Annotated in this window: 20 protein-coding genes; 3 read left to right on the top strand and 17 right to left on the bottom strand. The window is 60.7% G+C overall.

Features of this window, described 5'->3' with window-relative positions; translation table 11 throughout:
- Window positions 1–93: 93 nt before the first annotated feature.
- From HMPREF1267_RS02870 to HMPREF1267_RS02860, 3 genes are all read right to left on the bottom strand, one after another.
- A complete protein-coding gene (locus HMPREF1267_RS02870; RefSeq protein WP_023028320.1) occupies window positions 94–1,335 on the bottom strand; it encodes an ATP-binding protein in 1,242 nt (413 codons plus the stop codon).
- A 106-nt stretch (window positions 1,336–1,441) separates the two neighbouring features.
- Window positions 1,442–2,704 carry an FtsX-like permease family protein gene (locus tag HMPREF1267_RS02865; RefSeq protein ID WP_023028319.1) on the bottom strand — a complete coding sequence of 421 codons (1,263 nt, stop codon included), beginning with the start codon at window positions 2,702–2,704 and terminating at the stop codon, window positions 1,442–1,444.
- Complete coding sequence (locus tag HMPREF1267_RS02860) at window positions 2,688–3,293, bottom strand: ABC transporter ATP-binding protein (RefSeq protein ID WP_023028318.1); 606 nt, start codon at window positions 3,291–3,293, stop codon at window positions 2,688–2,690. The genes HMPREF1267_RS02865 and HMPREF1267_RS02860 overlap by 17 nt, the downstream gene beginning before the upstream one ends.
- 112 nt (window positions 3,294–3,405) lie before the next feature.
- Between HMPREF1267_RS02860 and HMPREF1267_RS02855 the strand changes: the two genes are divergently transcribed.
- Complete coding sequence (locus tag HMPREF1267_RS02855) at window positions 3,406–4,626, top strand: sensor histidine kinase (RefSeq protein WP_023028317.1); 1,221 nt, start codon at window positions 3,406–3,408, stop codon at window positions 4,624–4,626.
- Window positions 4,623–5,258 (top strand): response regulator transcription factor, encoded by a 636-nt coding sequence (locus HMPREF1267_RS02850; RefSeq protein ID WP_023028316.1) that lies wholly within the window; start codon window positions 4,623–4,625, stop codon window positions 5,256–5,258. Before HMPREF1267_RS02855 ends, HMPREF1267_RS02850 begins: the two co-directional genes overlap by 4 nt.
- Before the next feature lie 11 nt (window positions 5,259–5,269).
- Here HMPREF1267_RS02850 and HMPREF1267_RS02845 read toward each other — a convergent pair whose 3' ends face one another.
- The 10 genes from HMPREF1267_RS02845 to HMPREF1267_RS02800 all read right to left on the bottom strand — a co-directional run bounded on the left by HMPREF1267_RS02845 (window position 5,270) and on the right by HMPREF1267_RS02800 (window position 16,992).
- The gene (locus HMPREF1267_RS02845) at window positions 5,270–5,698 is read right to left on the bottom strand and encodes a hypothetical protein (protein WP_005277173.1); all 429 of its coding nucleotides are present in this window, start codon (window positions 5,696–5,698) and stop codon (window positions 5,270–5,272) included.
- 89 nt (window positions 5,699–5,787) lie between these two features.
- Complete coding sequence (tsaD, locus tag HMPREF1267_RS02840) at window positions 5,788–6,831, bottom strand: tRNA (adenosine(37)-N6)-threonylcarbamoyltransferase complex transferase subunit TsaD (RefSeq protein ID WP_023028315.1); 1,044 nt, start codon at window positions 6,829–6,831, stop codon at window positions 5,788–5,790.
- Window positions 6,831–7,352, bottom strand: a complete 522-nt coding sequence (gene rimI / locus HMPREF1267_RS02835; protein WP_023028314.1) for a ribosomal protein S18-alanine N-acetyltransferase — start codon at window positions 7,350–7,352, stop codon at window positions 6,831–6,833. The genes tsaD and rimI overlap by 1 nt, the downstream gene beginning before the upstream one ends.
- Window positions 7,349–8,032 (bottom strand): tRNA (adenosine(37)-N6)-threonylcarbamoyltransferase complex dimerization subunit type 1 TsaB, encoded by a 684-nt coding sequence (gene tsaB, locus HMPREF1267_RS02830; protein WP_023028313.1) that lies wholly within the window; start codon window positions 8,030–8,032, stop codon window positions 7,349–7,351. The genes rimI and tsaB overlap by 4 nt, the downstream gene beginning before the upstream one ends.
- Complete coding sequence (locus HMPREF1267_RS02825; RefSeq protein WP_023028312.1) at window positions 8,032–8,541, bottom strand: hypothetical protein; 510 nt, start codon at window positions 8,539–8,541, stop codon at window positions 8,032–8,034. Before HMPREF1267_RS02825 ends, tsaB begins: the two co-directional genes overlap by 1 nt.
- A 173-nt stretch (window positions 8,542–8,714) precedes the next feature.
- Complete coding sequence (locus HMPREF1267_RS02820) at window positions 8,715–10,304, bottom strand: aspartate:alanine exchanger family transporter (RefSeq protein WP_023028311.1); 1,590 nt, start codon at window positions 10,302–10,304, stop codon at window positions 8,715–8,717.
- An 88-nt stretch (window positions 10,305–10,392) separates the two neighbouring features.
- Window positions 10,393–10,893, bottom strand: coding sequence for a tRNA (adenosine(37)-N6)-threonylcarbamoyltransferase complex ATPase subunit type 1 TsaE (tsaE, locus tag HMPREF1267_RS02815; protein WP_005281371.1), 501 nt, complete (start codon window positions 10,891–10,893; stop codon window positions 10,393–10,395).
- On the bottom strand, window positions 10,883–11,980 hold the full coding sequence (alr, locus tag HMPREF1267_RS02810) for an alanine racemase (RefSeq protein ID WP_023028310.1): 1,098 nt from the start codon (window positions 11,978–11,980) through the stop codon (window positions 10,883–10,885). Before alr ends, tsaE begins: the two co-directional genes overlap by 11 nt.
- Window positions 11,981–12,091: 111 nt before the next feature.
- Window positions 12,092–13,963: a glutamine--fructose-6-phosphate transaminase (isomerizing) gene (gene glmS, locus HMPREF1267_RS02805; RefSeq protein ID WP_005277153.1), complete on the bottom strand. Its 1,872-nt coding sequence runs from the start codon at window positions 13,961–13,963 to the stop codon at window positions 12,092–12,094.
- Between the two features lie 224 nt (window positions 13,964–14,187).
- Window positions 14,188–16,992, bottom strand: coding sequence for an FAD-binding and (Fe-S)-binding domain-containing protein (locus HMPREF1267_RS02800; protein WP_023028309.1), 2,805 nt, complete (start codon window positions 16,990–16,992; stop codon window positions 14,188–14,190).
- 202 nt (window positions 16,993–17,194) lie between these two features.
- Here HMPREF1267_RS02800 and HMPREF1267_RS02795 point away from each other — a divergent pair, with 202 nt between their 5' ends.
- Window positions 17,195–18,028, top strand: a complete 834-nt coding sequence (locus HMPREF1267_RS02795; protein ID WP_023028308.1) for a dienelactone hydrolase family protein — start codon at window positions 17,195–17,197, stop codon at window positions 18,026–18,028.
- Between the two features lie 22 nt (window positions 18,029–18,050).
- Here HMPREF1267_RS02795 and HMPREF1267_RS02790 read toward each other — a convergent pair whose 3' ends face one another.
- From HMPREF1267_RS02790 to glmM, 4 genes are all read right to left on the bottom strand, one after another.
- Window positions 18,051–18,329 carry a hypothetical protein gene (locus tag HMPREF1267_RS02790; protein ID WP_023016768.1) on the bottom strand — a complete coding sequence of 93 codons (279 nt, stop codon included), beginning with the start codon at window positions 18,327–18,329 and terminating at the stop codon, window positions 18,051–18,053.
- Window positions 18,329–20,116 (bottom strand): hypothetical protein, encoded by a 1,788-nt coding sequence (locus HMPREF1267_RS02785; protein WP_023028307.1) that lies wholly within the window; start codon window positions 20,114–20,116, stop codon window positions 18,329–18,331. The genes HMPREF1267_RS02790 and HMPREF1267_RS02785 overlap by 1 nt, the downstream gene beginning before the upstream one ends.
- Complete coding sequence (locus HMPREF1267_RS02780) at window positions 20,116–20,430, bottom strand: hypothetical protein (RefSeq protein ID WP_034666823.1); 315 nt, start codon at window positions 20,428–20,430, stop codon at window positions 20,116–20,118. The genes HMPREF1267_RS02785 and HMPREF1267_RS02780 overlap by 1 nt, the downstream gene beginning before the upstream one ends.
- Window positions 20,431–20,525: 95 nt before the next feature.
- Entirely contained in the window at window positions 20,526–21,869 is a 1,344-nt protein-coding gene (gene glmM / locus HMPREF1267_RS02775; protein WP_005277129.1) for a phosphoglucosamine mutase, read from the bottom strand.
- Window positions 21,870–22,062 lie beyond the last annotated feature (193 nt).

Here is a 22,062-nt window from a genome sequence, read left to right as displayed (position 1 = left end):
GGTGAACAACTGTGGGTCAAACAACCTGATTAGCACTCTACCCTCGTGACTGCTAACCCTCAACAACGACGCGACCCCCGTTGCCGGGCTGCGCTACGGCGCCAAGTGCGTCAGGGACACCACGTGTACTCCGCTCGGATGCCGAAAGCTCAGGTTTCCTCCCGTCACGATCATCAAGACGGGCGGGACCTCCCATTCAAAGCGTTCTGCAAACGCCTGCAAATTGCTTGCTGCCTTCTCAATGATCTCTTGGCTTTGCCCCAATTTAATTTCTACGAAAACGGTCCTGCCCGCCAGCTCAAATACCGCATCTACTTCCAGCCCAGATGCGTCACGGGCATGAAAAATGCGCTTTCCACTTAACACCGCTAAGTCATGGACTACTTGGGATTCAAAAAGCTGCCCGGCAAAGGCAAGGTTGCGCAGCAACTTGTCTGGGGACGCGTCCACGGCAGCAGCGGCCAACGCCGGATCCGCCAGATGCCTCTTCGGTGCCGTTCGCAGGCTAGCCCGCGAGCGAAGATGGGAGGACCATGCCAATTGTTCTTCCGCGATGAAGATGCGCTGCAACGCAGCAAGGTACTCGCTGACCGTAGCCCTTTGCGCACCAATATCGGTAGCAATAGAAGAAATGGACTGTTCTGTGGCTACCCCACGGGCAAGCGAACGAATAAGTGTCGTTACTTTTACCGGGTCCCTTCGCACACCATCGGCGGCATTGATATCCACGTGGGCCACAGTATCGATATAACTGCGCAGATTCTCCTGCGCCGCCTCAACGGAATAATTCCGGTTTGCGGGCCAGCCTCCGTGCGCCATGCGCTCGATAATCCCTGCAACATTCACGACCGTTTCCCCATTCGACTGCGGGGGTTCCTGAGCTACCAATTCGGCTAATGATACTGCGCCATTAGAATGCCCCGACTCATAAAAACTGAAGGTCTTCATCCGCAGCCTGGCGATACGCCCCGCACCCGAGTGCCTGGATTGTTCCTCCATTGGCGCAGTCGAACCAGTAAGAATGAACTGCCCAGGCGCTTGCCGACGGTCAATCTCATGCCGCACCAAGTTCCACAACTGCGGTTTTTCTTGCCACTCATCAAAAACTCGCGGCGTATCCCCCTCCAACGCCAAATCCGGGACGGTGCTGAGCTGCATGTCGAGGTTTAAATCCGTATCCACCTGGACAAGACTGCCCGCAATTTGCCGAGCGGTCGCGGATTTCCCACAGCCCTTTGGGCCTTCTATCAACACTCCACCGGATCGCTGCAGGGCTCCATGAAGCCGCGAATCCTCTACTCGCGAAAGATAAACATAGCCTTCTTGACCAGTCATTTTAAACCCATCCATCAGTTTGAGTGCGTTTCACCCATCAGAATATCAGAGTTTCACCCATCAGTTTGAGCGCGTTCTACCCATCAGAATATCGGCGATTCATCCATCAGTTTATGCGGATCTGGGCGGTTGAGCGCAGGAATCCCGCGAGAATGAGCTTGACCGCACACAGCGCTAGGAACATTGCACCAAAAATCGCGCCAAACGGCGCCCACCACACTCCGGCAAGGCCCTCCCGCAGCGCGCTCATCCCAGAATAAGAATCGGGATACAACAGCTCGTTGAGCACCGCGACCACCGCGACGCTCAAGGCGATGACTAGGACCGCAGCAGTAACAGTCAGGCAAAATGCCTCGCCCACCTGCACCCGCACCCACGCTGCTGGCGAGGCACCGGCCAACCGCAGGCCGCGAACATCGCTGGCGATGCGCGAGCGCATAATGAGTGAAGTCAACACCGCACCAACGATGCTTGGGGCCACGACTGGGCCAAGAAACGCCGCGAAGACCTGCCCCGACGACAAGGTGTCTAAGTCGCCCATACTACTTTTGAACATCCTTATCCCCGAGCCGACCGCGACAATCAAGCCACCAAACAGCACCCACGGGACGATATGGGGCACGGAAAAGCGGCGGCGCACCCGCACATTGGCCCCGGCGATGCCGCATAGTCGCGTCCATTGGTCCACGGCGGGCATGAGCCATGGCGTCATGAATGCCACCAGGATGACCAGCCCCATGGAAGCGGCGATGCTATCGGCCGGCTCCTCTATCTGCAGGCAGCCGTACACGGCACCGCCCACCAAACCGGCAGCCACAAGGCAGCGCAGCATCACCCACACGCGGCGCGGTTCCACCCGCGGGCGAAAGACCCGGCGCAGTGGCACTAGGGCACCGCAGACCGCCGATGCCACGCAGATGGATACAGCGATGCGGATGACTAGCGGAGTTATGGCCAACTCCGGCATGGGGATCCCGTCACTGCGAAAGGCCGCGGCCATGGGGTCAACAAACAGGGGTGCCGCGAAGGTCCCTATCAGCGCAGCGATAGCACTCACGGCAATCACCTGCCCCACGATGAAGCTATTGATCATCCACCCAGGCATTCCAATCATGCGCCACGAGCGGTACACGGGTTCGCGTTCTTCAATAATCAGCCGCATCTGCGACAGCGTGATCAACACCACTGTGCAGACCGCCATGCCCAGCACGGTGCCGCCGAGAGGCCCCGTGGGATCATCGTCCGCGTCCGAGGTGGCCACCAGCATCGATACCGCCAGCGCGCAGGAAGCCGATGAGACCACCATGGTCAAAGCAACGGCAAGCCACGAAAGCCAATTGCTTTGTAAATCCTTAAGCCACACCAGCATGATTGGCCTCCTGGAGCTCAATAATGCGATCGGCGGCCTCCGCGGCGAGGTGCGAGTGGGTCACCATGACCACCGCGGCCCCGCCCCGTGCGGCGGTGCGGAGGTGGGTGAGGACGAGTTGGGCGGTGGCATCGTCAAGCGCGCCCGTAGGCTCATCGGCGAAGATATACGGCGCACCGGCCAGCAAGGCGCGGGCGACGGCGACGCGCTGCTGCTGACCGCCGGAAAGCTGCCCGGGCAGGCGGCGCTCCAGTCCGTCAAGCCCCAAAGACGCGAAGGTTTTCTGCACCTCGTCGCGGCTGCAGCGCCGGCCGGAAAAGCGCGCGGTCAACGTGGCATTGCGCTGCGCATTCAGCGATTCCAGCAGATTATAGTCCTGGAAGACGAAGGCGCGCTCCTTGCGCCCCGGAGCGTTGACCGTACCGGAGCTGGGCTTATCCAGCCCGGATAGCAGGTTCAACAGCGTTGTCTTGCCGCTGCCGGATGGCCCCATAATCGCGACAAATTCCCCCGGCTCGATGCTTAGGTCCACCTCGGCGAGTGCGGTATGGCTGCCGTAGCGCTTGCTCAGATTCTGTGCTTTCAACATGCCCTCCATTCCACCGGCCGTGCCCCGCACGCGCGATGGGGAAGGCTGCCCGAAAAATGGTGGGGCTAGCTCTACTGCCACCACCCCGGCGCGGCGGCTAGGCTGAACGAATATGCGAACTGTCAAGGCCAACGGGTGGAGCCTCGTCCTCGGAATACTTGCTCTTCCGGGACTGGTGATTTCGGTGCTCATGCTGCCGTGGATTCCACTGGTCGCACGCGCCGCGGAGTCTATCGGCCGCTACGGCGCGACGTGGATGGGTGAAAATATTTCCCCACGGCGGGCCAACCGGTGGTTTGATTGGCAGCAGTTTTATCACCTCATCCTGCAGCTGCTCATTTGCGCGGCCTGCTTTGCCAACTGGGTCTTTGTCGGTTTTATCGCGGGCGTATTGGTGGTCGCACCGTTTATTCCGCAGGCTGAATTCAACATCGGCGAATGGTCCACCGACAATCGCCCACTGATCTTTGTCGTGTGCTGGTTGGCAGCAGCCGTGCTCCTCGTCCTGCTGGTAGCGCTCAACCGCCTGCTGGTCAAGGCCTCCATTTCCCTCACCCGTCTCGCACTGAGCCCCTCTGCGCAGGAATTGGCGGCCTCGCGCGCCACGCTTATTGATGCCTTTTCGGGCGAGCGCCGCCGCATCGAGCGCGAGCTCCACGATGGCCCCCAGCAGTACCTGACCGCGCTCAAGCTCAACCTGGCAGCGGCCAAACTCCAGTCCCCGCCCGAGGCCCAGCAGGCGCTTGCCGATGCCGAACATAACGCCACCCAAGCCCTATCCGCCCTGCGCGCTACCGTGCGCGGCATTGCGCCACAGGTGCTTTTCGATGACGGCCTCATCCCCGCCCTCGATGAGCTCTTGGCCCACAGCGGGCTCGACGCGGAACTGCACGTCGAAGGCGCGGAACGATCGATTGGGGAAACGACGGCGCTACTGGCCTACCACGCGGTAGCAGAGGCGCTGACCAACGCGTCCACCCACGGCGCGGCCACCGCCGCCACCGTGTCCATCTCTTTTGGCGACGATCTTCACCTCAGCATCCGCGATAACGGCTCCGGTGGCTTCTCTACAGGAGTAGGCCCTAGCGCGTCCGACCCCGCGCACTCCCGTGTCGGTGCTGATACCAGCGCCGACGCGACTGTTGGCACGAGCGCCGACGCGACCGCCGGCACGAACACCGGAAAGCCCGCGGGAACGACTGGGGGCACTGGCCTAGCCGGACTGCGCGAGCGGGCCGCGGCGCTCGGCGGCAGCGTCGACTTCTCCCCCGCGCATGAAGAAGGACAAGGAGCAACATTGACCATGTCACTACCGCTAAAGGAGGCCCGATGAAACTCTTATTGGCAGAAGATTCTGCCCTCTTGCGCGCCGGGCTAGAACAGCTTTTGGCGGCACTGGGTCACAGCGTGACCGCCGTCAACGATGCGGAAGAATTGCGCGCCTGCGCAGGCAGCGATGACTTCGATCTGATCATTAGCGATGTCCGCATGCCGCCCACCATGAGCGATGATGGGCTGCGCGCCGTGCACGATGTGCGAGCAGCAGACCCGTCGCAACCGGTGGTGGTACTCAGCCAATACGTGGCGGCAAGCTACTTGGACCGGCTCTTAGAACACGGCGGATTCGGCTACCTGCTCAAGGAGCGCGTATCCGATGTGGACGAATTTGTGCGCACCCTGGAAGAAGTGGCAGGCGGTGGCACCGTCGTCGACCCAGAAGTGGTTACCGCCTTGCTCTCCGCGCGGCGCACGGGGCTGAGCCAATTAACCGCCCGCGAACGCGAGGTTTTGGGGCTGATGGCGCAGGGATTGAGCAACCAAGAAATCGAAGACAAGCTGGTATTAACCGCTGGAGCGGTAAGCAAGCACGTCTCCAATGTTTTTCTCAAGCTCGGGTTTCGGCCCGAAGACGCCAATCGCCGCGTCAAGGCCGTGCTGATGTGGCTGCGCCACACCGAACGCTAAAGGATGGGTGCTTACGCGCTCTTCGTGGAGTTGATGACCGCCGCGCGCCAGAGTGTGTACTCGTCAGGGAAATCCTCGCGGTAGTTTTTCACCGCGCGGATGCCGTGCTCGACGGAAGCGATGACCTCATCGATGGAGTCCTCCTCGCCCTCTGCATCCACGAAGATGACCGGGCCGCTGATAGCGCGGATGGGGTCTTGCAAAAAGGCGGAGTTTCCCGTGTCGGCGGCATTGCGCGCTAGGGATGCAACCGGGTTGGGCTCGGCGCCTTCCTGCTTGGCTTCTGGGTTATAGAGCGCGGCGTAGGTCGTGCCGTCATCTTGGAATACGACGGAGACGCGATCCTCGGTGGTGCCGCCCAAGAACTGGTTGGCGTGTTCTAATTCGAACTCGATTTTTCGGCGCGTGAGATCGGGGTTGACGAGGAAACCAACGGTCATGAGAGAAAGCTCCTTTAAAGCGGAGAGGGCGTGAACGCGTTAAACGTTACCGCCGACTCCCCCACCCCGCAGTGCGAGGAAAAAGAACTTTAGGTTAACTGTGGTTCTTCCACGTCCAGTTGCGTATCGGTGCCGATACCCAGGCCCGACGGCTCAGCACCCTCATGAATGAGCTGGGCGCCGAGGGCAGCAATCATCACGCCGTTATCGGTGCACAGATTAAACCGCGGCACGCGCAGCTCCACACCAGCGGCCTTGCAGCGCTCGGCGGCCAGCTCCCGCAGCCGGGAATTGGCCACGACGCCGCCACCGAGCAGGAGCACCTTCGCCCCGGTATCCTCGCAGGCGCGAATGGCCTTGGCGGTGAGCACATCGGCCACAGCTTCTTGGAACGAGGCGCATACATCCTCCACGGAGATGGTCTCGCCGGCCTTTTCGGCGCGCTCCACATAGCGCGCAACGGAGGTCTTTAGCCCCGAGAACGAGAAATCATGCCGGTGCTCGCCGCGCAGATCTTCGGCGCGCGACATGCCGCGCGGGAAATCAATGGTGGGTTTTCCGCGGCTAGCCAGCTTATCGATGACCGGTCCACCCGGGTACCCCAGCCCTAGGAGGCGGGAGACTTTGTCGTAGGCTTCACCGGCGGCATCGTCAAGCGTGGAGCCCAATTCGCGCATGGGCTTTCCCACGGCCTCGACCTCGAGCAACTGCGTGTGCCCGCCGGAGACCAGCAGCGCGACCGAGTGCGGCAGGCTCTCGCCCTCGAGGTTGGCCACGGCTACGTGGCCGCCGAGGTGGTTGACGCCATAAAAAGGCACGCCCCACGCGGCGGCATAGGCCTTGGCAGCGGAAGCGCCGACGAGCAGGGCGCCGGCCAGGCCCGGGCCCACGGTGGCGGCAATGGCATCTGGCTTATCGATGCCCGCCTCATCCAACGCCGCCCGCATCACCTGCGGCATGGCCTCCAGGTGCGCGCGGGAGGCAATTTCGGGCACGACGCCGCCAAAGCGCGCGTGCTGCTGCATCGACGAAGCAACGGCATTGGCGAGGATCTCCATGTGGCCGTCCTGGTCGAGCTCGACGATGCCCACCCCGGTCTCATCACAGGAGGACTCGATGCCCATGACCTTCATTACTGCTCCTTTGCTTCGCGCTGGCTTGCTTGTGGCGACTGGCTGGGGCGCACCATGACGTGCGCATCCGCGCCGGAGGGCTGGTAATAATTGCGGCGGATTCCCTCGATGCTAAAGCCATAGCGCCGGTATAGCTCGATGGCGGGATCGTTTCCCACCCGCACCTCTAAGAAGATGGGCGCGCTTTTTAAGTCCGCGATATAGCAAATATTGTCCATCATCATGCGCGCGATGCCGCGGCGCTGGGCCTTTGGATCGACGCCGATGGTGTGGATTTCAAACTCTGGATCTGCGGCTGGGCCCATCATGCCGATGCCGGCATAGCCCAATAAGACCGGATCCTCGCCCTCCTCTGGCGCTGTGGGATCGAGGGCGCCTTCCACCCCGAGGTAGAAGTTGAAGGGCTGGGCCATTTCTTGCTCAAATACCGCTTCCGTCCACGGGGTTTCACCGGGAAATAACACCTTTTCCAGTTCGGCGCAGCGCGGCGCATCGGAGGGGGTGAGCTCGCACAGGTTCACAGGCGCACCTCTGGAATGGCCGCGGAAAGCTGCTGCTTTTTGGGCGGAACCGCATCGGGGCGGCGCAGGTACATGGGCACGAATGGCGCCGGTTCTGCGTCGAGCCGCGCGACGGCCACCAAGCCCTCGGCGGTGGGTGCGCCCTCGCTACGCGGCAGCGTGGCGAGTTCTTCCGGTAGCTGGTCGGCCAGCTTCTCCGGGATGACCACCTGCGCGATATCCTGCACGGAAAGCTCCCCCGGCTTCGATACGTCTGGGCCGACCAGGCGTTGCCCCGCGCGGTAGGTGGCCCAATAAATCTCCTTGCGACGGGCATCGGTGGCAACTAGCGCCGCGTTCTTTTCCTCGGCTGCATCGGCAGCCGCTAACGCGGCGTGGGCGATGGCATCGTGGGTGCAGACGCCGTGGAGGGGGATGGAGAGGGCATCGGCAAGCGCCTGCGCCGTGGCCATGCCAACGCGCAAGCCGGTAAAGGGGCCAGGGCCCATGCCCGCGACGATGGCATCGAGGTTGCCGAGCTCCAGCCCGGCCTCGCTCATCACCTCGAGGATGGTGGGCATGAGCCGCTCATTATGTGCGCGCGCATCGGCCAGAATGCGCTGCGTAATCTGCCCTGACTCGGTGTCGACTACCCCGGTGACCAGGGCGGTCGTCGCCGTATCGATGGCCAGGACGCGCATTAGCCGACCAGCTTCCACACGCCGTCTTCACTCTGGAAGGTCAGCGGCTGGGAGCCCTGGACCAGCGGAACCCCGCCGTCTAGGCCGTGGCCCTGCTGCTCCATGGCTTTAACCTGGGCGTTGATCATCTCGCAGACCTCCACCTCGGAGGAATCCAATTCCTCTACATAGGGATCAACGTTGTGGCCCAGCGCCATGACGTAGCTCTTGCCCTCAGGAACAACGCCGTCCTCGAAGGTGATGTCATCAGGGTTCGGGGCGGCTTCCTTGACCTTGTCTTCTGCCATGCCCGAGCAGATGAAGCCGAAGGCATTGTAGTCGGCGCCGTAGACATCCGAAGGAATAAGCGACATTACCTCGAGGTTCCGCGGGGCATGCTGCAAGGTGTTGGTGAGGTTGCCCTCCAAGGAATCCTCATCACGCAGGGTGGCCCCGGCAACGAGCACCATCATCACAATGATAAACAGCGCGATAATGGTCGTGGTCAGGTTGCGAGCAAATTTAGTCATGGGGTGAGTAACGCTCCTCGGGTCAAGGGGTCCTATATGTACATATGGTGAAGTGATTGTCAGTTCTATTACCGAGGCTACTCGGCGGCTAACAAACACTCACCCACGGGGTAGTGCCTGCCAGTGTAGGCGGCTTACCCAGTGGGTGAATAATTAGCGCGGGACATACGGGGCTAAAGCAATAACAATAGCAGCACCTGAGCGGCGATAATCTTGCCAATGATGGTGGTCGGGTACACCGTTGCCCAGCCGCGCCCAGCGAGCTCCGTGCCGGTTTGGCCCCGGATATAGGCAAATACTGCCGGGTTCGTGGTCATGCCGGCCGCACAGCCCATGGCCTCGTCCCACTTCAAGCGCAGCACCAGCATGCCGATGACCCCGATGAGGATGGCCGATACCAAGGTAATGATAAAGCCGACGCCGATGATGGTCAGCGAGGACGGATCCGTCAGGGCATCGCGGAACGATGCGCCTGCCGATGTCCCCACGCCCGCCAGGAAGAGCGTCAGCCCCAGGTTCGAGAGGGTTTCCCTGGTGTGGAAGGGCATCTGCCAATTGATGGGGCCGGTGCGATTCAGGTAGCCGAGGAATAGGCCGACCACGACGGGACCGCCACCGAAGCCCAGCTGCAGGGTCGATCCGCCCGGCATAGGAATGGGAATAAGGCCCAGAAGCATTCCCAAGGTCAAGCCGATGGACATGGACAATAGATCAGCATTGCCGAGCGCCGTTTCGGAATCGCCCAAGTACTTTCGCACTTCGCGCACGTGGTGCGAGCTGCAGACCACGCGCACGCGGTCGGAGTAATTCAGCACCATATCCGGGTGCGGCACCGCATCGCTATCGCCCTTGCGCACGCGCGCGATGATAAAACCGTGCTCGAGCGCATCGATATCGCGGATGCGTTTGCCCGCAACCTGCGGATTAGACACGGTTATCCGCTTAAATTCCAGGCCCGCCTCTGGGGTGAGCTCCACGGGGTATTCCTCACCGAGCACCTCGATGGCACCGGCAACGTCTTTTTCGGAGCCATTAATAAGGAATGCTTCGCCCTTGCGCAGGGGCATATCCGGCTGCGCCAGCCGGTGGTGTTCCATATCGGAGATCTCGCGGGTGGCCACTACGCTGTGTCCGGTTACTTGATACAGGTGCCCGGCCGTATCCGGGAAGTCTTTGGTCAGCCGCACGCCTTTGGCCACCAGCGGGGCGGGAATCATTCCCTCTTCCTTGGCGTCTGCCTCATGGTCCACCTTCAGTATTTTCGCGCCGATGGCGGCGACCAGGATCGCGCCGATGACCGCGCCCGGATAAGCCAGCGAATAACCGACGACCGGGGTGGAATTGCCCAGCATATCCACCACCGCTGCCATACCTGGGGTGGACGATAGCGAACCGGCAAACATACCCGCGGCGACATCCGTATCGAGGTCGAAGACGCGAATGAGCCCGAAGCCTACACCCACGAGCAGGACCAACATGCCGATCATAAAGACGGTCAGCTTCCAGCCGCGGGTAGCAAATTCGCGAACGAACGACGGCCCGAAATTAAGGCCGATGGCATAAACAAAAATGGCCAAGCCGAATTGATACACCAGCGGTGGAATCTGGATATCCGGATTGGCGGTAGACAGCCCAAGCGCCACGAACATCGCGGCCGCGGCGCCCAAAGAGATGCCAAAGAATTTGATTTTGCCGATGGCCAAACCGATGGCCATGATGGCAAAAAGGGCGAGCAAAGGACTGGAGGCTAGGAGATCTAACACCCTTCAAGGATCCCGCACCTTAAATACCTAAAGCAACTTGACGCCCTAAGATATCCATCACTTATACCTTCAAATTAATGAGGCCCAGCTAATCATTGTGGCGCCACGACCAGCTGACGCGGCGCACGTCCTCATCGGCGCCGGCGAACTCCGCCGGTTCGCGGTCGATGCTCACAAAGAGGTAGGAATCCGCAATCTGCTCGATAAGGCCGCCGCCCCATTCGGCGACGACGACGGCATCGGCAAGCTCGGTATCCAAGTCCAAGGCATCCAGCTCCCCCAGGGGATCGCCGGAATTGGCCCCGCCCTCATCCAAGAGGCGGTACGCATCCACGTGCACCAAGTCCGGTCCCCCAACCCGGGAGCGGTGCACGCGGGCAATGACAAACGTGGGCGAGGTAATCCGGCCCTTGACCTGCATGCCCTGGGCTATGCCTTGGGTGAAGGTGGTCTTGCCCGCGCCCAATGGGCCATCCAAGATGACGACATCGCCAGCTTCCAGCGCTGCGCCCAGTTCCTTGCCGCAGGCGTGGGTCTGTTCCACCGTTGCCAGATCGCGGGTTCCAGACTCCGGAAAATTACTGCGCATCGGCCCCTCCTATATATTCGCGTTCGGTGCGGCCGGTGGGTCGGCACACCACTTCATAGTTGATGGTGCCCACGGCATCAGCAAGCTCGGTGGCAGACATGCCACCCTGTCCAAAGATGGTCACCTCATCACCGGGGGCAATACCGTGCGGGTTATCTCCTAGATCCACCACTATTTGGTCCATGCAAACGCGGCCTACCTGAGGATAGAGCCGGCCACCGATGCCAACCTGGAGATGGCCCTGAAACGCGCGCGGGAGGCCATCGGCATAGCCACAATCCACCGTGGCCAGGAAACCTGGCTTATCCGCGCTCCAAGTACGCCCGTAGCTGGTGGCCTCATTCTTATCAATTGGCTTGACCCCGAAGACATTTCCGGACCAGGTCATTGCCGGCCGCAGACCATGATCCCGACCCGTAATAGGCTCCAGCCCGTAGCACGCGACACCGACCCGCACCTGCTCAAAGTGCGCCGACGGGCGCGAGAGCGTGGCCGGGGAATTGGCCAAATGATTGACCGGGCACTCCAAACCGGCCGCGCGCGCCGCATTCAGGGCGCGCCGAAACTCTTCTTCCTGGGCGTCATTATGCGCGTTGTCTGGATCGTCCGCGCAGGCAAAGTGGGACATGAGGCCTAGGACGGTGATATGCGGGGCATCCCGCAGCAGCGCAAAGACCTCGTCCCAGTCCGCCTTATCCACCCCGGAGCGGTGCATTCCGGTTTCAACCTTGATATAGATTTCGGCGGGAATCTCTGCTTCTACCAGCTTCTGCGCCTGCGCCGGGGAATTGACCGCAATCTGGATGCCATAGGCTAGGGCCTCTTCAAGCACCTGATCCGACTGCCAGATCCACGCCGCAATGGGCGAATCCACACCCATACGCCGCAGCTGCACGGCTTCTGTCAGCGTGGCGACGCCAATAGAATCCGCCCCCGCTTCCAGCATCACGGGCACGACCCTTTCTACCCCGTGCCCGTAAGCATCCGCCTTCACCACGCACATCAGCTTGACGTCTGGGCCGATCTTCTCCTTAATCAGCCGCACATTATGCGCGATGGCAGCAAGGTCAATTGTGGTTTTCAGCATGCCACTATTGTGCCACTTTCCACCCGCGCGCTGAATTTACTGCAGATATGCACAAGACCCCTCTCCCACCTGTGCAAAAAGGACGAGAAAGGGGTCAGAACCGCCGGAAGATTATTCCACGGTCACGGACTTGGCCAGGTTGCGCGGCTGGTCAACGTCATAGCCCTTGGACTTTGCCACGTGCGCGGCAAAGATCTGCAGGGGCACCGTTGCGAGGAGCGGCTGCATCAACGTCGGCGCCTTTGGCACGCGGATAACGTGGTTAGCGTAATCCTCTACCGCGGTATCGCCTTCTTCGGCGATCACGATGGTAATGGCACCGCGGGCGCGGATTTCCTGGATATTGGATACCACCTTGGAGTGCAGCGAATCGCGCCCGCGCGGGGACGGCACGATAACGAAGACCGGCTGGCCCTCCTCAATCAACGCGATCGGGCCGTGCTTGAGCTCGCCTGCGGCAAAGCCCTCCGCGTGCAGGTAGGCGATCTCCTTGAGCTTCAGCGCGCCTTCGAGGGCGACCGGAAAGCCTACGTGGCGGCCCAGGAAGAGCACGGATTCTGCATCCTTCATGGAGTTGGCCAGGCCGGCTACCTGCTGTTCTTCATCGATGACGCTTTGCACCTTGTCCGGCATATTGCGCAGCTCGGCCAGAACCCCCTGAATTTCATCGGAGAACATATTCCCGCGCAGCTGTGCGAGGTACAGGCCCAGCAGGTAGGTCGCGGTAATCTGCGCCAAGAAAGCCTTGGTGGAGGCCACAGCGATTTCGGGACCCGCGTGAGTGTAGAGCGCCGCATCGGATTCACGCGGAATGGACGAGCCCTGCGTATTGCAGATGGCGATGACCTTCGCGCCCTGCTGGCGGGCGTGGCGCACGGCCATCAGGGTATCCATGGTCTCGCCGGACTGGGACAAGGCCACGACCAAGGTCTTCTCGTTGACGATCGGATCGCGGTAGCGGAACTCGTGGGCGAGCTCGACCTCGGTGGGAATGCGGCACCAGTGCTCGATGGCGTAGCGCGCCACATGGCCAGCATAGGCCGCCGTGCCGCAGGCGATCACGATGATCTTATCGATGGACTTCAAGACTGACTCATCGATGCGCAAGTCATCCAAGGTCAGCTGGCCCTGCTCATCAAAGCGGCCCAACAGGGTATCGCGCACGGCGGCAGGCTGATCGTGGATTTCCTTTTCCATAAAGGAATCAAAGCCACCCTTTTCAGCGGCGGCCGCATCCCACTTGATCTCAAAGGACTTGCCCTCGGTGGGGTTGCCGTCGTAGTCAGTAATGACCACATCGTCAGCAGTGATGGTGACCACCTGGTCATTGTCCATTTCCACTGCGGACTTGGTGTAGTCAATAAAGCCCGAGACGTCAGAGCCCAAGAAGTTCTCGCCTTCGCCCAAGCCGATGACCAGGGGCGAATCGCGGCGGGCGGCAACGATGCGATCCGGCTGGTCAGCGTGAATGGCCAGCAGGGTAAACGCACCGTCGAGGCGCTGGGCGGTCAGCTGCATTGCCTTGGTGAGGTCACCGGCGGCGTCGTTGTGGAAAACATCGCCAAGCAAGGCCGCGGCAACTTCAGTATCGGTTTCAGAAACGAAGTTGTAGCCCTTGTTCAAGAGCTCGGTGCGCAGCTCCGCGAAGTTTTCGATGATGCCGTTGTGCACCACGGCCAGCTTGCCACCGTCAACGACGTGCGGGTGTGCATTGAGATCGGTCGGACCACCGTGGGTGGCCCAACGGGTGTGCCCGATTCCCAAAACGGAATCCTTCAACGGACGAGCTGCGATCTCATCATCCAAGGCAGCAACCTTGCCCGCCTTCTTCCGCCAGCTAATCTCCCCATCGGCGTACATCGCCACACCAGCGGAGTCATAGCCGCGGTATTCCAGTCTGTGCAGACCTTCCACGACTACATCCAGAGCGAAGTATTCGCGGTCACCGCTAGCGTGACCAACATATCCAACAATTCCACACATAAAAAGGAATCCTACCTCATTGGTCAACACGAACCGGGGGTTGGACTAGGGCCTGTTATTTATGGCCGCATACTAATTCGGGCCGTTTATAGTTACTGAAAACTGGCCTGCCCACCGCTAGTTTTCGCACCCTCGGTGAGCAGCCCTCCCGCGCTGCGGCTGGCTGAGGGCGCGGGAGAAAAAGGGGCATCTGCAAGCAGCCGCGCCCCTTCCCTACCGGACCGCTAGCGGGTGGCGCGCTCCAGCATCTCTAGGACGTGGTGGTAATCCTCGCCGGTGGCGCGGGTCATGCCCAGCTCACACGTGCGGTTGGTCGAAGCGTGATACTGCGCCCCCAGCTCCGTGACCTGGGCGGCCTCGGCGCGGGTGGCGGACTCCGTAAGCTCTGGGTGGAGCATGCCGCGGTCGCCGGCATAACCGCAACAATTCCAGGCGGTGGGTACGTGCACCTCCGTGGCTGCGGCGCGGGCGACCTTTTCAACATCTCCCATCATGCCGAGCTGGAACGCCGAACAGGTTGGGTGAATCGTCATAGAATCCACCGGCTGGGTGGTCTCGAGGCGCGGTAGCAGCGTATCGGCGGTAAAGCTCAGCGCATCGATGACGGTAATGCCAATGGATTCCAGCATCTCCTGAAAGCCCGCGGTACAGCTGGACGCATCCACGATCACGGGCAGGCGGGCGTTATCTGTGGCCTCCATGACGGTCTCGCGCACGCGCTGCTCCATAATGTCGTGGCCCTTGCGCATGCCCTTTGAGGACCATGGCGTTCCGCAGCAGAGCTTCTCGATACCCTTGGGGATCTCCAGCGCGATCCCCGCCCGCTCCAACACGGTAATGAAGGCTTGCGTTGCGCCCATACCCTCGCCCTGCGGAGCGAACATGGAATTTACGCAGGCCGGAAGGTAGATTCCCGAGGTCTGAGCGTAACGATCGCCCACGCGCCCAGCCAGGCGTTCGCGAGACTTGCCACCCTTGCCTAGCTCCGGCTGGTATCCCGGCACGGTATCGGGGCCGATGAGCGAGCGGGCCATATCGGTGACCTTCGTGACCAACTGCGCCGGCAACATGTGCGCGCCGGTTAGCGCCGTTGCTGCACCACGGCTGGTGACCTGCCAATTCTTGGCGGCAGTAGACCAAACCTTTTCTTCTGCGGCCCCGGCATTCTCGTGGCGCAGCTTCTTGATGAATTTACCGGTATCAATGCCCACTGGGCAGGCGGTTAAACACATGGAATCCACGGCGCACGTATCGATGCCCATGTACTCATAGGCCTCATCGAGTTCTGCAACCAAGTGTGTATCGCCACTTTCTTGCGCCCGCTGGCGGGCACGGCGCACCACGATGCGCTGGCGCGGGGTCAAGGTGAGATCCCTCGACGGGCAGACCGGCTCGCAATAGCCGCACTCAACGCACGGGTCGATTTCCTCTTCCACCGTGGGGTTGAGCTTGATATTTGTAATGTGTGCATCGGGGTCATCGTCCAGAATCACACCCGGGTTCATGGTCCCGGCGGGATCGCAGGCGCGCTTGAGCAGCTGCATGACCTCGTAGAGCTCATCGCCGTACTGGCGGCGCACATACGGGGCCATGGCGCGGCCGGTGCCGTGTTCAGCCTTGAGGTTTCCCTCTGCCGACAGCACCAAGTCCACCATTTCCTCATTGAAGTTGTTGTACCGGCCAATGGCGCTATCGCCTTCGAAGCGGTCCGTTAGAAGGAAGTGGATATTGCCGTCTTTCGCGTGGCCGAAAATGACCGCATCGTCGTAAGAATAGCGGGTAAAAAGCTCCTGCAAGGAGGAACAGGTATCGGCCAAATCGCCCACCGGCACCACAACGTCTTCCAAGAGCGCCGTGGTTCCGGAGGGCCTTGCTTCTGCTACCTGGGCATACAGGCCCTTGCGGAAGTTCCACGCGGCGGTGCGGGTGGGAATATCGGCGGAAAACTCCGCTGGCGATTGCAGGTCCAATTCGCGCAAAAGGGACGAGCCCTTGTGTTCTTTTTCCCGCAGCTCTTCTTTGTCATCGGATTGGTACTCAATGAGCAGCGCGGCCTGTGAATCCACATCGAAGCCGGTAATGGCCTGCGGGACCTTATCAAAGCCTTGGCCCACGCGAATGGAGGCAGAATCCATCAACTCCAGGGTGGCGGCACCGGTCTCCACCAGGGAAGGCAACGCCTTCGTAGCGGCGGAGAGATTATTAAAGACCGCCACGGTGGTCGTCGTGAGGGCAGAGATGGACACGGTGCGAAAGACCGCTTCCGCGATAAATGCGAGCGTTCCTTCGGAGCCCACCAACAGGTGCTCAAAAAGCTTGACTGGACTATCAAAATCCAGGAAGGAATTAAGCCCGTAGCCCATCGTATTTTTCAGCTGGAAGTGGCGGCGGATGATATCTACTGATTCCTGGTTATCGCGCACGCGGCGCTGCAGGCGGATCAGCGTATCCACCAGCTCGGGTTCCTGCGCCTGGAATTGCCGGTCCGCATCCGCGTCCGCAGTATTGATCACCGTGCCAGAAGGCAAGACAAAGGTCAGCGATTCCAAGGTGTTATAGGTATTGAACTCGGTGCCGCAGGCCATTCCGGAGGAATTATTCGCCACCACGCCGCCGATGGTGCAGGCCGCTTCGCTGGCCGGGTCCGGGCCGAGCTTGCGGTTGCGCAGCCCCAAACGCGCATTGACCTGGCGCACGGTCGCCCCTGGCTGCACGCGCACCCGCTTGCCGTCATCGAGGATTTCTATGCCCCGGAAATGCTTGCGCACATCCACCAGGTAGCCCTCGCCGGAGGCCTGGCCGGCCAAGGAGGTACCGCCCGAGCGCAAGGTCACCGGGATGCCCTGCTGCCGCCCCGCTTTGAATATGGCGGCCACGTGTTCTGCCGAGCGCGCTTCAATCACGGCCTTCGGGGTGTAGAGGTAGTGCGAGGCATCGGAGGCATAGGCCACCCGGTCGATGATGCCGGTCTTTACCTTCGGCCCATCCTGCGGAAATAATTGGTCGATCTTAAGGGTGCCGGTAGTCATATGCGGCGACCTGCCTTCCCAGAGAAGCATAGAGAATGTTACCTAGTGCACATTTTCGCCCGCCTTCTCGCCGCCGCGCAAGTAAGGCAACCCATATAACTTCGGCACCGCGCACCCCTTTTGGCCTCCGCGAATCCCCCGCATGTGCCACTCGCCACCCCTTGCCACCAGCACGGGGTGATCTTCATCTATCCTAGAATGCGTGTCTGCGAATTTGAATAAACACTTAGGAACGTTATCGAAGCGTGGCCGCAACCGCGTGCTGGTTGGCGACCTCGATTATGCGGGTATTACCGGCAAGGTTTATACCCCTGCGGAAGGCCAAGGCCTGCCCGCCGTCGCCTTTGGCCACGATTGGATGCACAAAATCAAGGATTACCACGCCACGCTGCGCCACCTCGCCAGCTGGGGCATCGTCGTGGTCGCCCCCAATTCTGAGACCGGCATGTTCCCCGATCACCGCAACCTGTCTGCAGACATGGAATCTGCGTTGCAGATCGCCGCTGGGGTAAAGCTCGGAACCGGCAATATCACCGTATCGCCGGGCAAGCTCGGCATGATTGGCCACGGCATGGGCGGCGGCACCGCGGTTTTGAGCGCGGTTGATAACCCGAAGGTCAAGGCCGTCGCGGCTATTTATCCTGCCGTGACCGCCCCTTCCGCCGTTGAGGCTGCCCGCAGCCTCGATACGCCGGGCCTGGTTATTGGCTCTAGCCGCGATGATATTTTCAATGCCGGAAACCCCGCCAAGCTGGCCTATAACTGGCGCGGCCAGGTGGCCTACCGGGCCATCGATAAGGGCACGCAGGCCGGCTTTAGCGAAGATCGCTTCCGCAAATTGGCCATCGGTTCCGGCGCCTTCCAATCCGGCCCCACCGAAATCGCCCGCGGCCTCGTCACCGGCTTCTTGCTCTCTACCCTTGCCGGCGAGTCCGCCTATGACGGCTTTGCGGATCCTGAGGCGAGCGCGAAGAAGGTAGAAAGCTTGACCGGCGATGAACTGGCCGAACGCGCCGGCATTTCCCGCGATGACTAAAAGCTAACCCGCTGAAATAGACCTATCCACGTCGCAGCACAGATTTCACCTGCCCCGATGCGTTATTGACACGCGTTGGGGCAGCACTATTTCGGCGCCACGTCCCAGCAGCTGCTTGCCGATGCCCCACCGCATCACCGTCCCTTCCCCCGCGCTGCTCATTTTTGGCCTGCTGCACGGCCTTGGCTGTGGACTTTTCTAGCTCGTCTTGGGCCTTAGCCAGGCTTTTTTCAAATTCCAGCATGCGGCGTGCCGTGCGCTCGCGAAATCCCTGCGCGAATTCTGCGAAATCGTTATTCATTACCACTGCCCTGCCTTTCGTGCAGTCACGGATGGTTCATCTGAGCTTGGCTCTGGTGCAGGCTCGGGGGCCGGGGCTGGTTGCGGGGCTGGGGCCTGTGGCTGCGCAGGTTCCGGTGCCGGTGCTGGTGCAGGCTCAGGTTGAGGCTGCGGCTCTGGCGCAGGTGCTCCAGCTCCAGCGGCTTCCGCTGCCTGCAGGTGCTGTACCTTTTCTGGAGGCGGGGCCGGCTCTTCCACTTGGGAAAGCTCCGGAGGTGGCTCAATTGTTCCGTCTTCCGGGCAGGGTTCAGGCGCGGGCTCGGGTTGAGGCTCAGGTTCTGGGCACGGTTCCGGCTCCGGTTCCGGTTCTGGTTCTTGCTCAGGGCAAGGTTCTGGTTCAGGCTCCGGTGCGGGCTCGGGTTCCGGCTCAGGCGCAGGTTCCGGTTCAGGCTCTGGGCAATCTGCATCGGCGATATTTTCCAGGCACTCCGCAGCGCCTTCAATGATGAGGCCTACACCTACCAAAGCGATTCCTGCACCGACGATTCCCAAGCTTCCGCTGCAGGAGGACTCGATGTCACAGGCCGCATCTTCTTCTACACCAGCCGGTGTTGTTGGTTCCTCTTCGCACTCAGAATCTTCCGGTACAGGCTCAGGTACTGGGTCCTGTTCAGGCTGCGGTGCGGGTTGTTGCTGTTCCGGTGGGCAGTCTTGTGGTTTGGGTTCCGGCTCAGGATTCGGATCTGCGTGCGCCGGAGTGGTCGTGGATTCGTTCTGTCGAGGCGGCTCGTTTACGAAACCGCGGCACTGTTGGCACTGGCACCCGGAAGGGTGCTGCTCAGGTGCGGGTTCAGGAGCCGGCTTCGGAGCCGGTCCTGGTTTCGGCTCCGGTTGCGGCTCGGGAGCTGGTTTCGGCTCGGGCGCGGGTTGCGGTTGCGGTGCCGGCTTCGGGTCTGGCTTCGGGTCTGGCCTTGGCTCCGGGGTCGGCTCTGGCATCGGTTCCGGCTTGGGCGGGCACTCAGCGGTAGATGCGGGTTGCGTCGGCTGCGCTGGCTGTGGCGGGTTGGAAGTGGTGTCGCCCCCGCCATCGGGCATCGGGTGCGTGGGAGCTGGCGTATCTGGGCACTTTTCCACTGGCGGTGGGCAGGAATCCTCCTCGGCCTCTGCCGGCTCGGGGCATTCCTCAGGAAGAGGCCGCTCACAGACGCATTCGCAGCGCGACTCAAACTCGTCATAGCAGGATTCAATGGCATCATCGCGGTCCCGGCACGTGCTAGCGATGGAGTCATTGGTGTCATCGATAATTTTCGAACCAATGGTGGAAACGATGGGAATAATGAACTTGGCCAGCGGGTGCCTGGTAGCCACCATGGACAAGATATTGAGCAGTGGGATTACCGCAGAAATCAGCTCGGTGAGTGCGGTATCGGAGGTATCGACGACATCGGAAATAGCGCCCGAGCATTGCTTGGCAGAGTCAGTAAGCTGCTTGCCTTCATCGCGGTGGATATCAAAGTCTTTTTGAATGCCGGTCAGGTGCTCGCGCAAGGTGCCATGGGCGACTTCGGAATCATCCGTGCGCAGAAAATCCGCAAGCCCCTTTCCACCACTGTGCGGGAGATTGCCGCCCACCGCGGAAATGGTATGGCGCAGAATGTTTTGTGGGGCGATTCCATCTACCGCGCTGATGAGCTCACTCAGAAGCCCCAAGGGCATGCTGGGGCCGGAGTAATTTCCCAGGCAGGCCAATTGGAACTGCGAAATGGCGGCGGAATAATCCCCTAAAAGCGACTTAGTCAGCGTACTCATTAGTCCACTGCCTTTCCGCTTTCTCCTGCAAAGGAGCGGCTAAAGTCGGCATCGTACGTGGCGAATGCGCGCATCTGATCGTGCGCTGCCTGACCCGTGGCAGAGATATTGTCTAAGCGCCACGTTCCATTGTCATGAATGCGCGCGAGGATGCTGCGTATGCGCTCCCCGTGGCCGGAAAAATTCCGCCCAGCCGCGGCAACGGGAAAGTCTGGAACATCGGCCCGGTGGGCTTGGCGCTGTTCATCGTTGGCGCTTATAGCTTGTTGTAGTGCGGACATCGCCTCTGCGGGGCGAAGAAAAACCTCAGACATCGGTATAATCCCCAAATCCATATGCGGTAAGTGTGCTCACCTTCATTGGACTGGGGTTTATACCAAATGGTTCCCGGTACTTCTTATTTTCCTGCCTATACCGAGGCGACGACGGCAGAAAGCCTACCCGCCACCTTGCGGGCATGTTCCTCTTCTGCAGCTTCCACCATGACGCGGAACAGCTCTTCGGTGCCAGAGGGTCGGAGCAGGACGCGGCCGGTTTCCCCGAGCTCTTCTTCTGCCTCGACGATGGCCTGCTTGACCTCGGCAGAATCCATGATCGCCGCCTTATTGGATACCGGAACGTTGATGAGCACCTGCGGCAATACGGTCATCACGGAGGCCAATTCCTTCAGGCTCTTTCCGGACTTGGCCATACGCGCCATGATGGAAAGGCCGGTGAGGGTGCCATCGCCGGTAGTGGAGTCATCGGGAAGCACGACGTGCCCGGATTGCTCGCCGCCCAGGGAGAAATCGCCGCGGTGGAGCTCTTCGAGCACATAGCGATCGCCCACCGCCGCGTGGCGGACCTCAATGCCTTGCTCCTCCATGGCAAGCGTCAGGCCCAAATTGGACATGACCGTGGCCACGAGCGTGTTAAAGCGCAGGTCATTGTCTTCCTTCATCCCTACCGCGAGCAAGGCCATGATCTGATCGCCATCGACGACGTTGCCTTCGGCATCGACGGCGAGGCAGCGGTCCGCATCGCCATCGTGGGCAAGACCCAAATCGGCACCATGCTCGAGCACCGCTGCCTGGGCTTTTTCGATATGGGTGGAACCACAATTTTCGTTGATATTAAAGGCATTGGGCCGGTGGTAGATCGGGATGACCTCAGCGCCTGCTGCTTCATAGGCACTCGGAGCAACCTTTGAGGCCGCGCCATTGGCCGTATCCACGACCACCTTGATGCCGCTCAAGTCAGTGGAGACGACCTCCTTCAGGTGCGCTAGATAGCGCTCACGGCCATCGGGCGCCTCCGAGATAATGCGGCCCAGCTTGGTGCCCGTCGGGCCCTCCTCAACGAGGTTATCCATCGCGGCCTGAATCTTATCTTCCACGCTATCCGGCAGCTTTTTGCCGCCTGCGGAGAAGAACTTAATGCCATTATCTGGCATCGGATTATGGGAGGCAGAGATCATCACGCCGAGATCCGCTCCGTAATCATCCGTCAAAAAGGCGATGGCTGGGGTAGGAAGCACCCCCACGCGCACAACGTCCACGCCGCGCGACGCCAAGCCGGCGGCGATAGCGGCATCGAGCATTTCGCCCGATACGCGGGGGTCACGGCCGATGATTGCCAAGGGGCGGCGCTCATAAGATTCGCGCTGCGCAGTAAAGACCTCTGCAGCCGCTTGTCCCAGCGTCAAGGCCAAAATGGGAGTCAGCTTTTTATTCGCGAGGCCGCGAACTCCATCGGTTCCAAATAGTCGAGTCATGCAGACAATTATGCCTTGTTAGTCCCGCGGGTCGCATGTTTGGGGCATCGGCAAGCAGGCCAGTTGGGTAACCAACATCACGAAAAATGTCCTTGTGATGAAAAGCAAAATTTGCTTAAAGTCGTACTTTTTGGCTTTTATATGAAATTATTAGCTAGGTTATACTTCACTCTTTTGCCCTAGAGAGGATCAA

It is taken from the genome of Corynebacterium sp. KPL1824 (assembly GCF_000478095.1).
Classification (GTDB): domain Bacteria; phylum Actinomycetota; class Actinomycetes; order Mycobacteriales; family Mycobacteriaceae; genus Corynebacterium; species Corynebacterium accolens.
This window is presented reverse-complemented; position numbering and strand designations above follow the sequence as displayed.

Bases quoted from the DNA above. Each gene is read 5' to 3' on its own strand.
- glmM (WP_005277129.1), bottom strand. From the start codon at position 21,869: ATGACTCGACTATTTGGAACCGATGGAGTTCGCGGCCTCGCGAATAAA.
- HMPREF1267_RS02780 (WP_034666823.1), bottom strand. From the start codon at position 20,430: ATGTCTGAGGTTTTTCTTCGCCCCGCAGAGGCGATGTCCGCACTACAA.
- HMPREF1267_RS02790 (WP_023016768.1), bottom strand. From the start codon at position 18,329: ATGAATAACGATTTCGCAGAATTCGCGCAGGGATTTCGCGAGCGCACG.
- HMPREF1267_RS02855 (WP_023028317.1), top strand. From the start codon at position 3,406: ATGCGAACTGTCAAGGCCAACGGGTGGAGCCTCGTCCTCGGAATACTT.
- HMPREF1267_RS02870 (WP_023028320.1), bottom strand. From the start codon at position 1,335: ATGACTGGTCAAGAAGGCTATGTTTATCTTTCGCGAGTAGAGGATTCG.
- HMPREF1267_RS02825 (WP_023028312.1), bottom strand. From the start codon at position 8,541: ATGACTAAATTTGCTCGCAACCTGACCACGACCATTATCGCGCTGTTT.
- tsaB (WP_023028313.1), bottom strand. From the start codon at position 8,032: ATGCGCGTCCTGGCCATCGATACGGCGACGACCGCCCTGGTCACCGGG.
- alr (WP_023028310.1), bottom strand. From the start codon at position 11,980: ATGCTGAAAACCACAATTGACCTTGCTGCCATCGCGCATAATGTGCGG.
- HMPREF1267_RS02865 (WP_023028319.1), bottom strand. From the start codon at position 2,704: ATGCTGGTGTGGCTTAAGGATTTACAAAGCAATTGGCTTTCGTGGCTT.
- tsaE (WP_005281371.1), bottom strand. From the start codon at position 10,893: ATGCGCAGTAATTTTCCGGAGTCTGGAACCCGCGATCTGGCAACGGTG.
- HMPREF1267_RS02860 (WP_023028318.1), bottom strand. From the start codon at position 3,293: ATGTTGAAAGCACAGAATCTGAGCAAGCGCTACGGCAGCCATACCGCA.
- glmS (WP_005277153.1), bottom strand. From the start codon at position 13,963: ATGTGTGGAATTGTTGGATATGTTGGTCACGCTAGCGGTGACCGCGAA.
- HMPREF1267_RS02785 (WP_023028307.1), bottom strand. From the start codon at position 20,116: ATGAGTACGCTGACTAAGTCGCTTTTAGGGGATTATTCCGCCGCCATT.
- HMPREF1267_RS02800 (WP_023028309.1), bottom strand. From the start codon at position 16,992: ATGACTACCGGCACCCTTAAGATCGACCAATTATTTCCGCAGGATGGG.
- HMPREF1267_RS02850 (WP_023028316.1), top strand. From the start codon at position 4,623: ATGAAACTCTTATTGGCAGAAGATTCTGCCCTCTTGCGCGCCGGGCTA.
- HMPREF1267_RS02845 (WP_005277173.1), bottom strand. From the start codon at position 5,698: ATGACCGTTGGTTTCCTCGTCAACCCCGATCTCACGCGCCGAAAAATC.
- tsaD (WP_023028315.1), bottom strand. From the start codon at position 6,831: ATGAAGGTCATGGGCATCGAGTCCTCCTGTGATGAGACCGGGGTGGGC.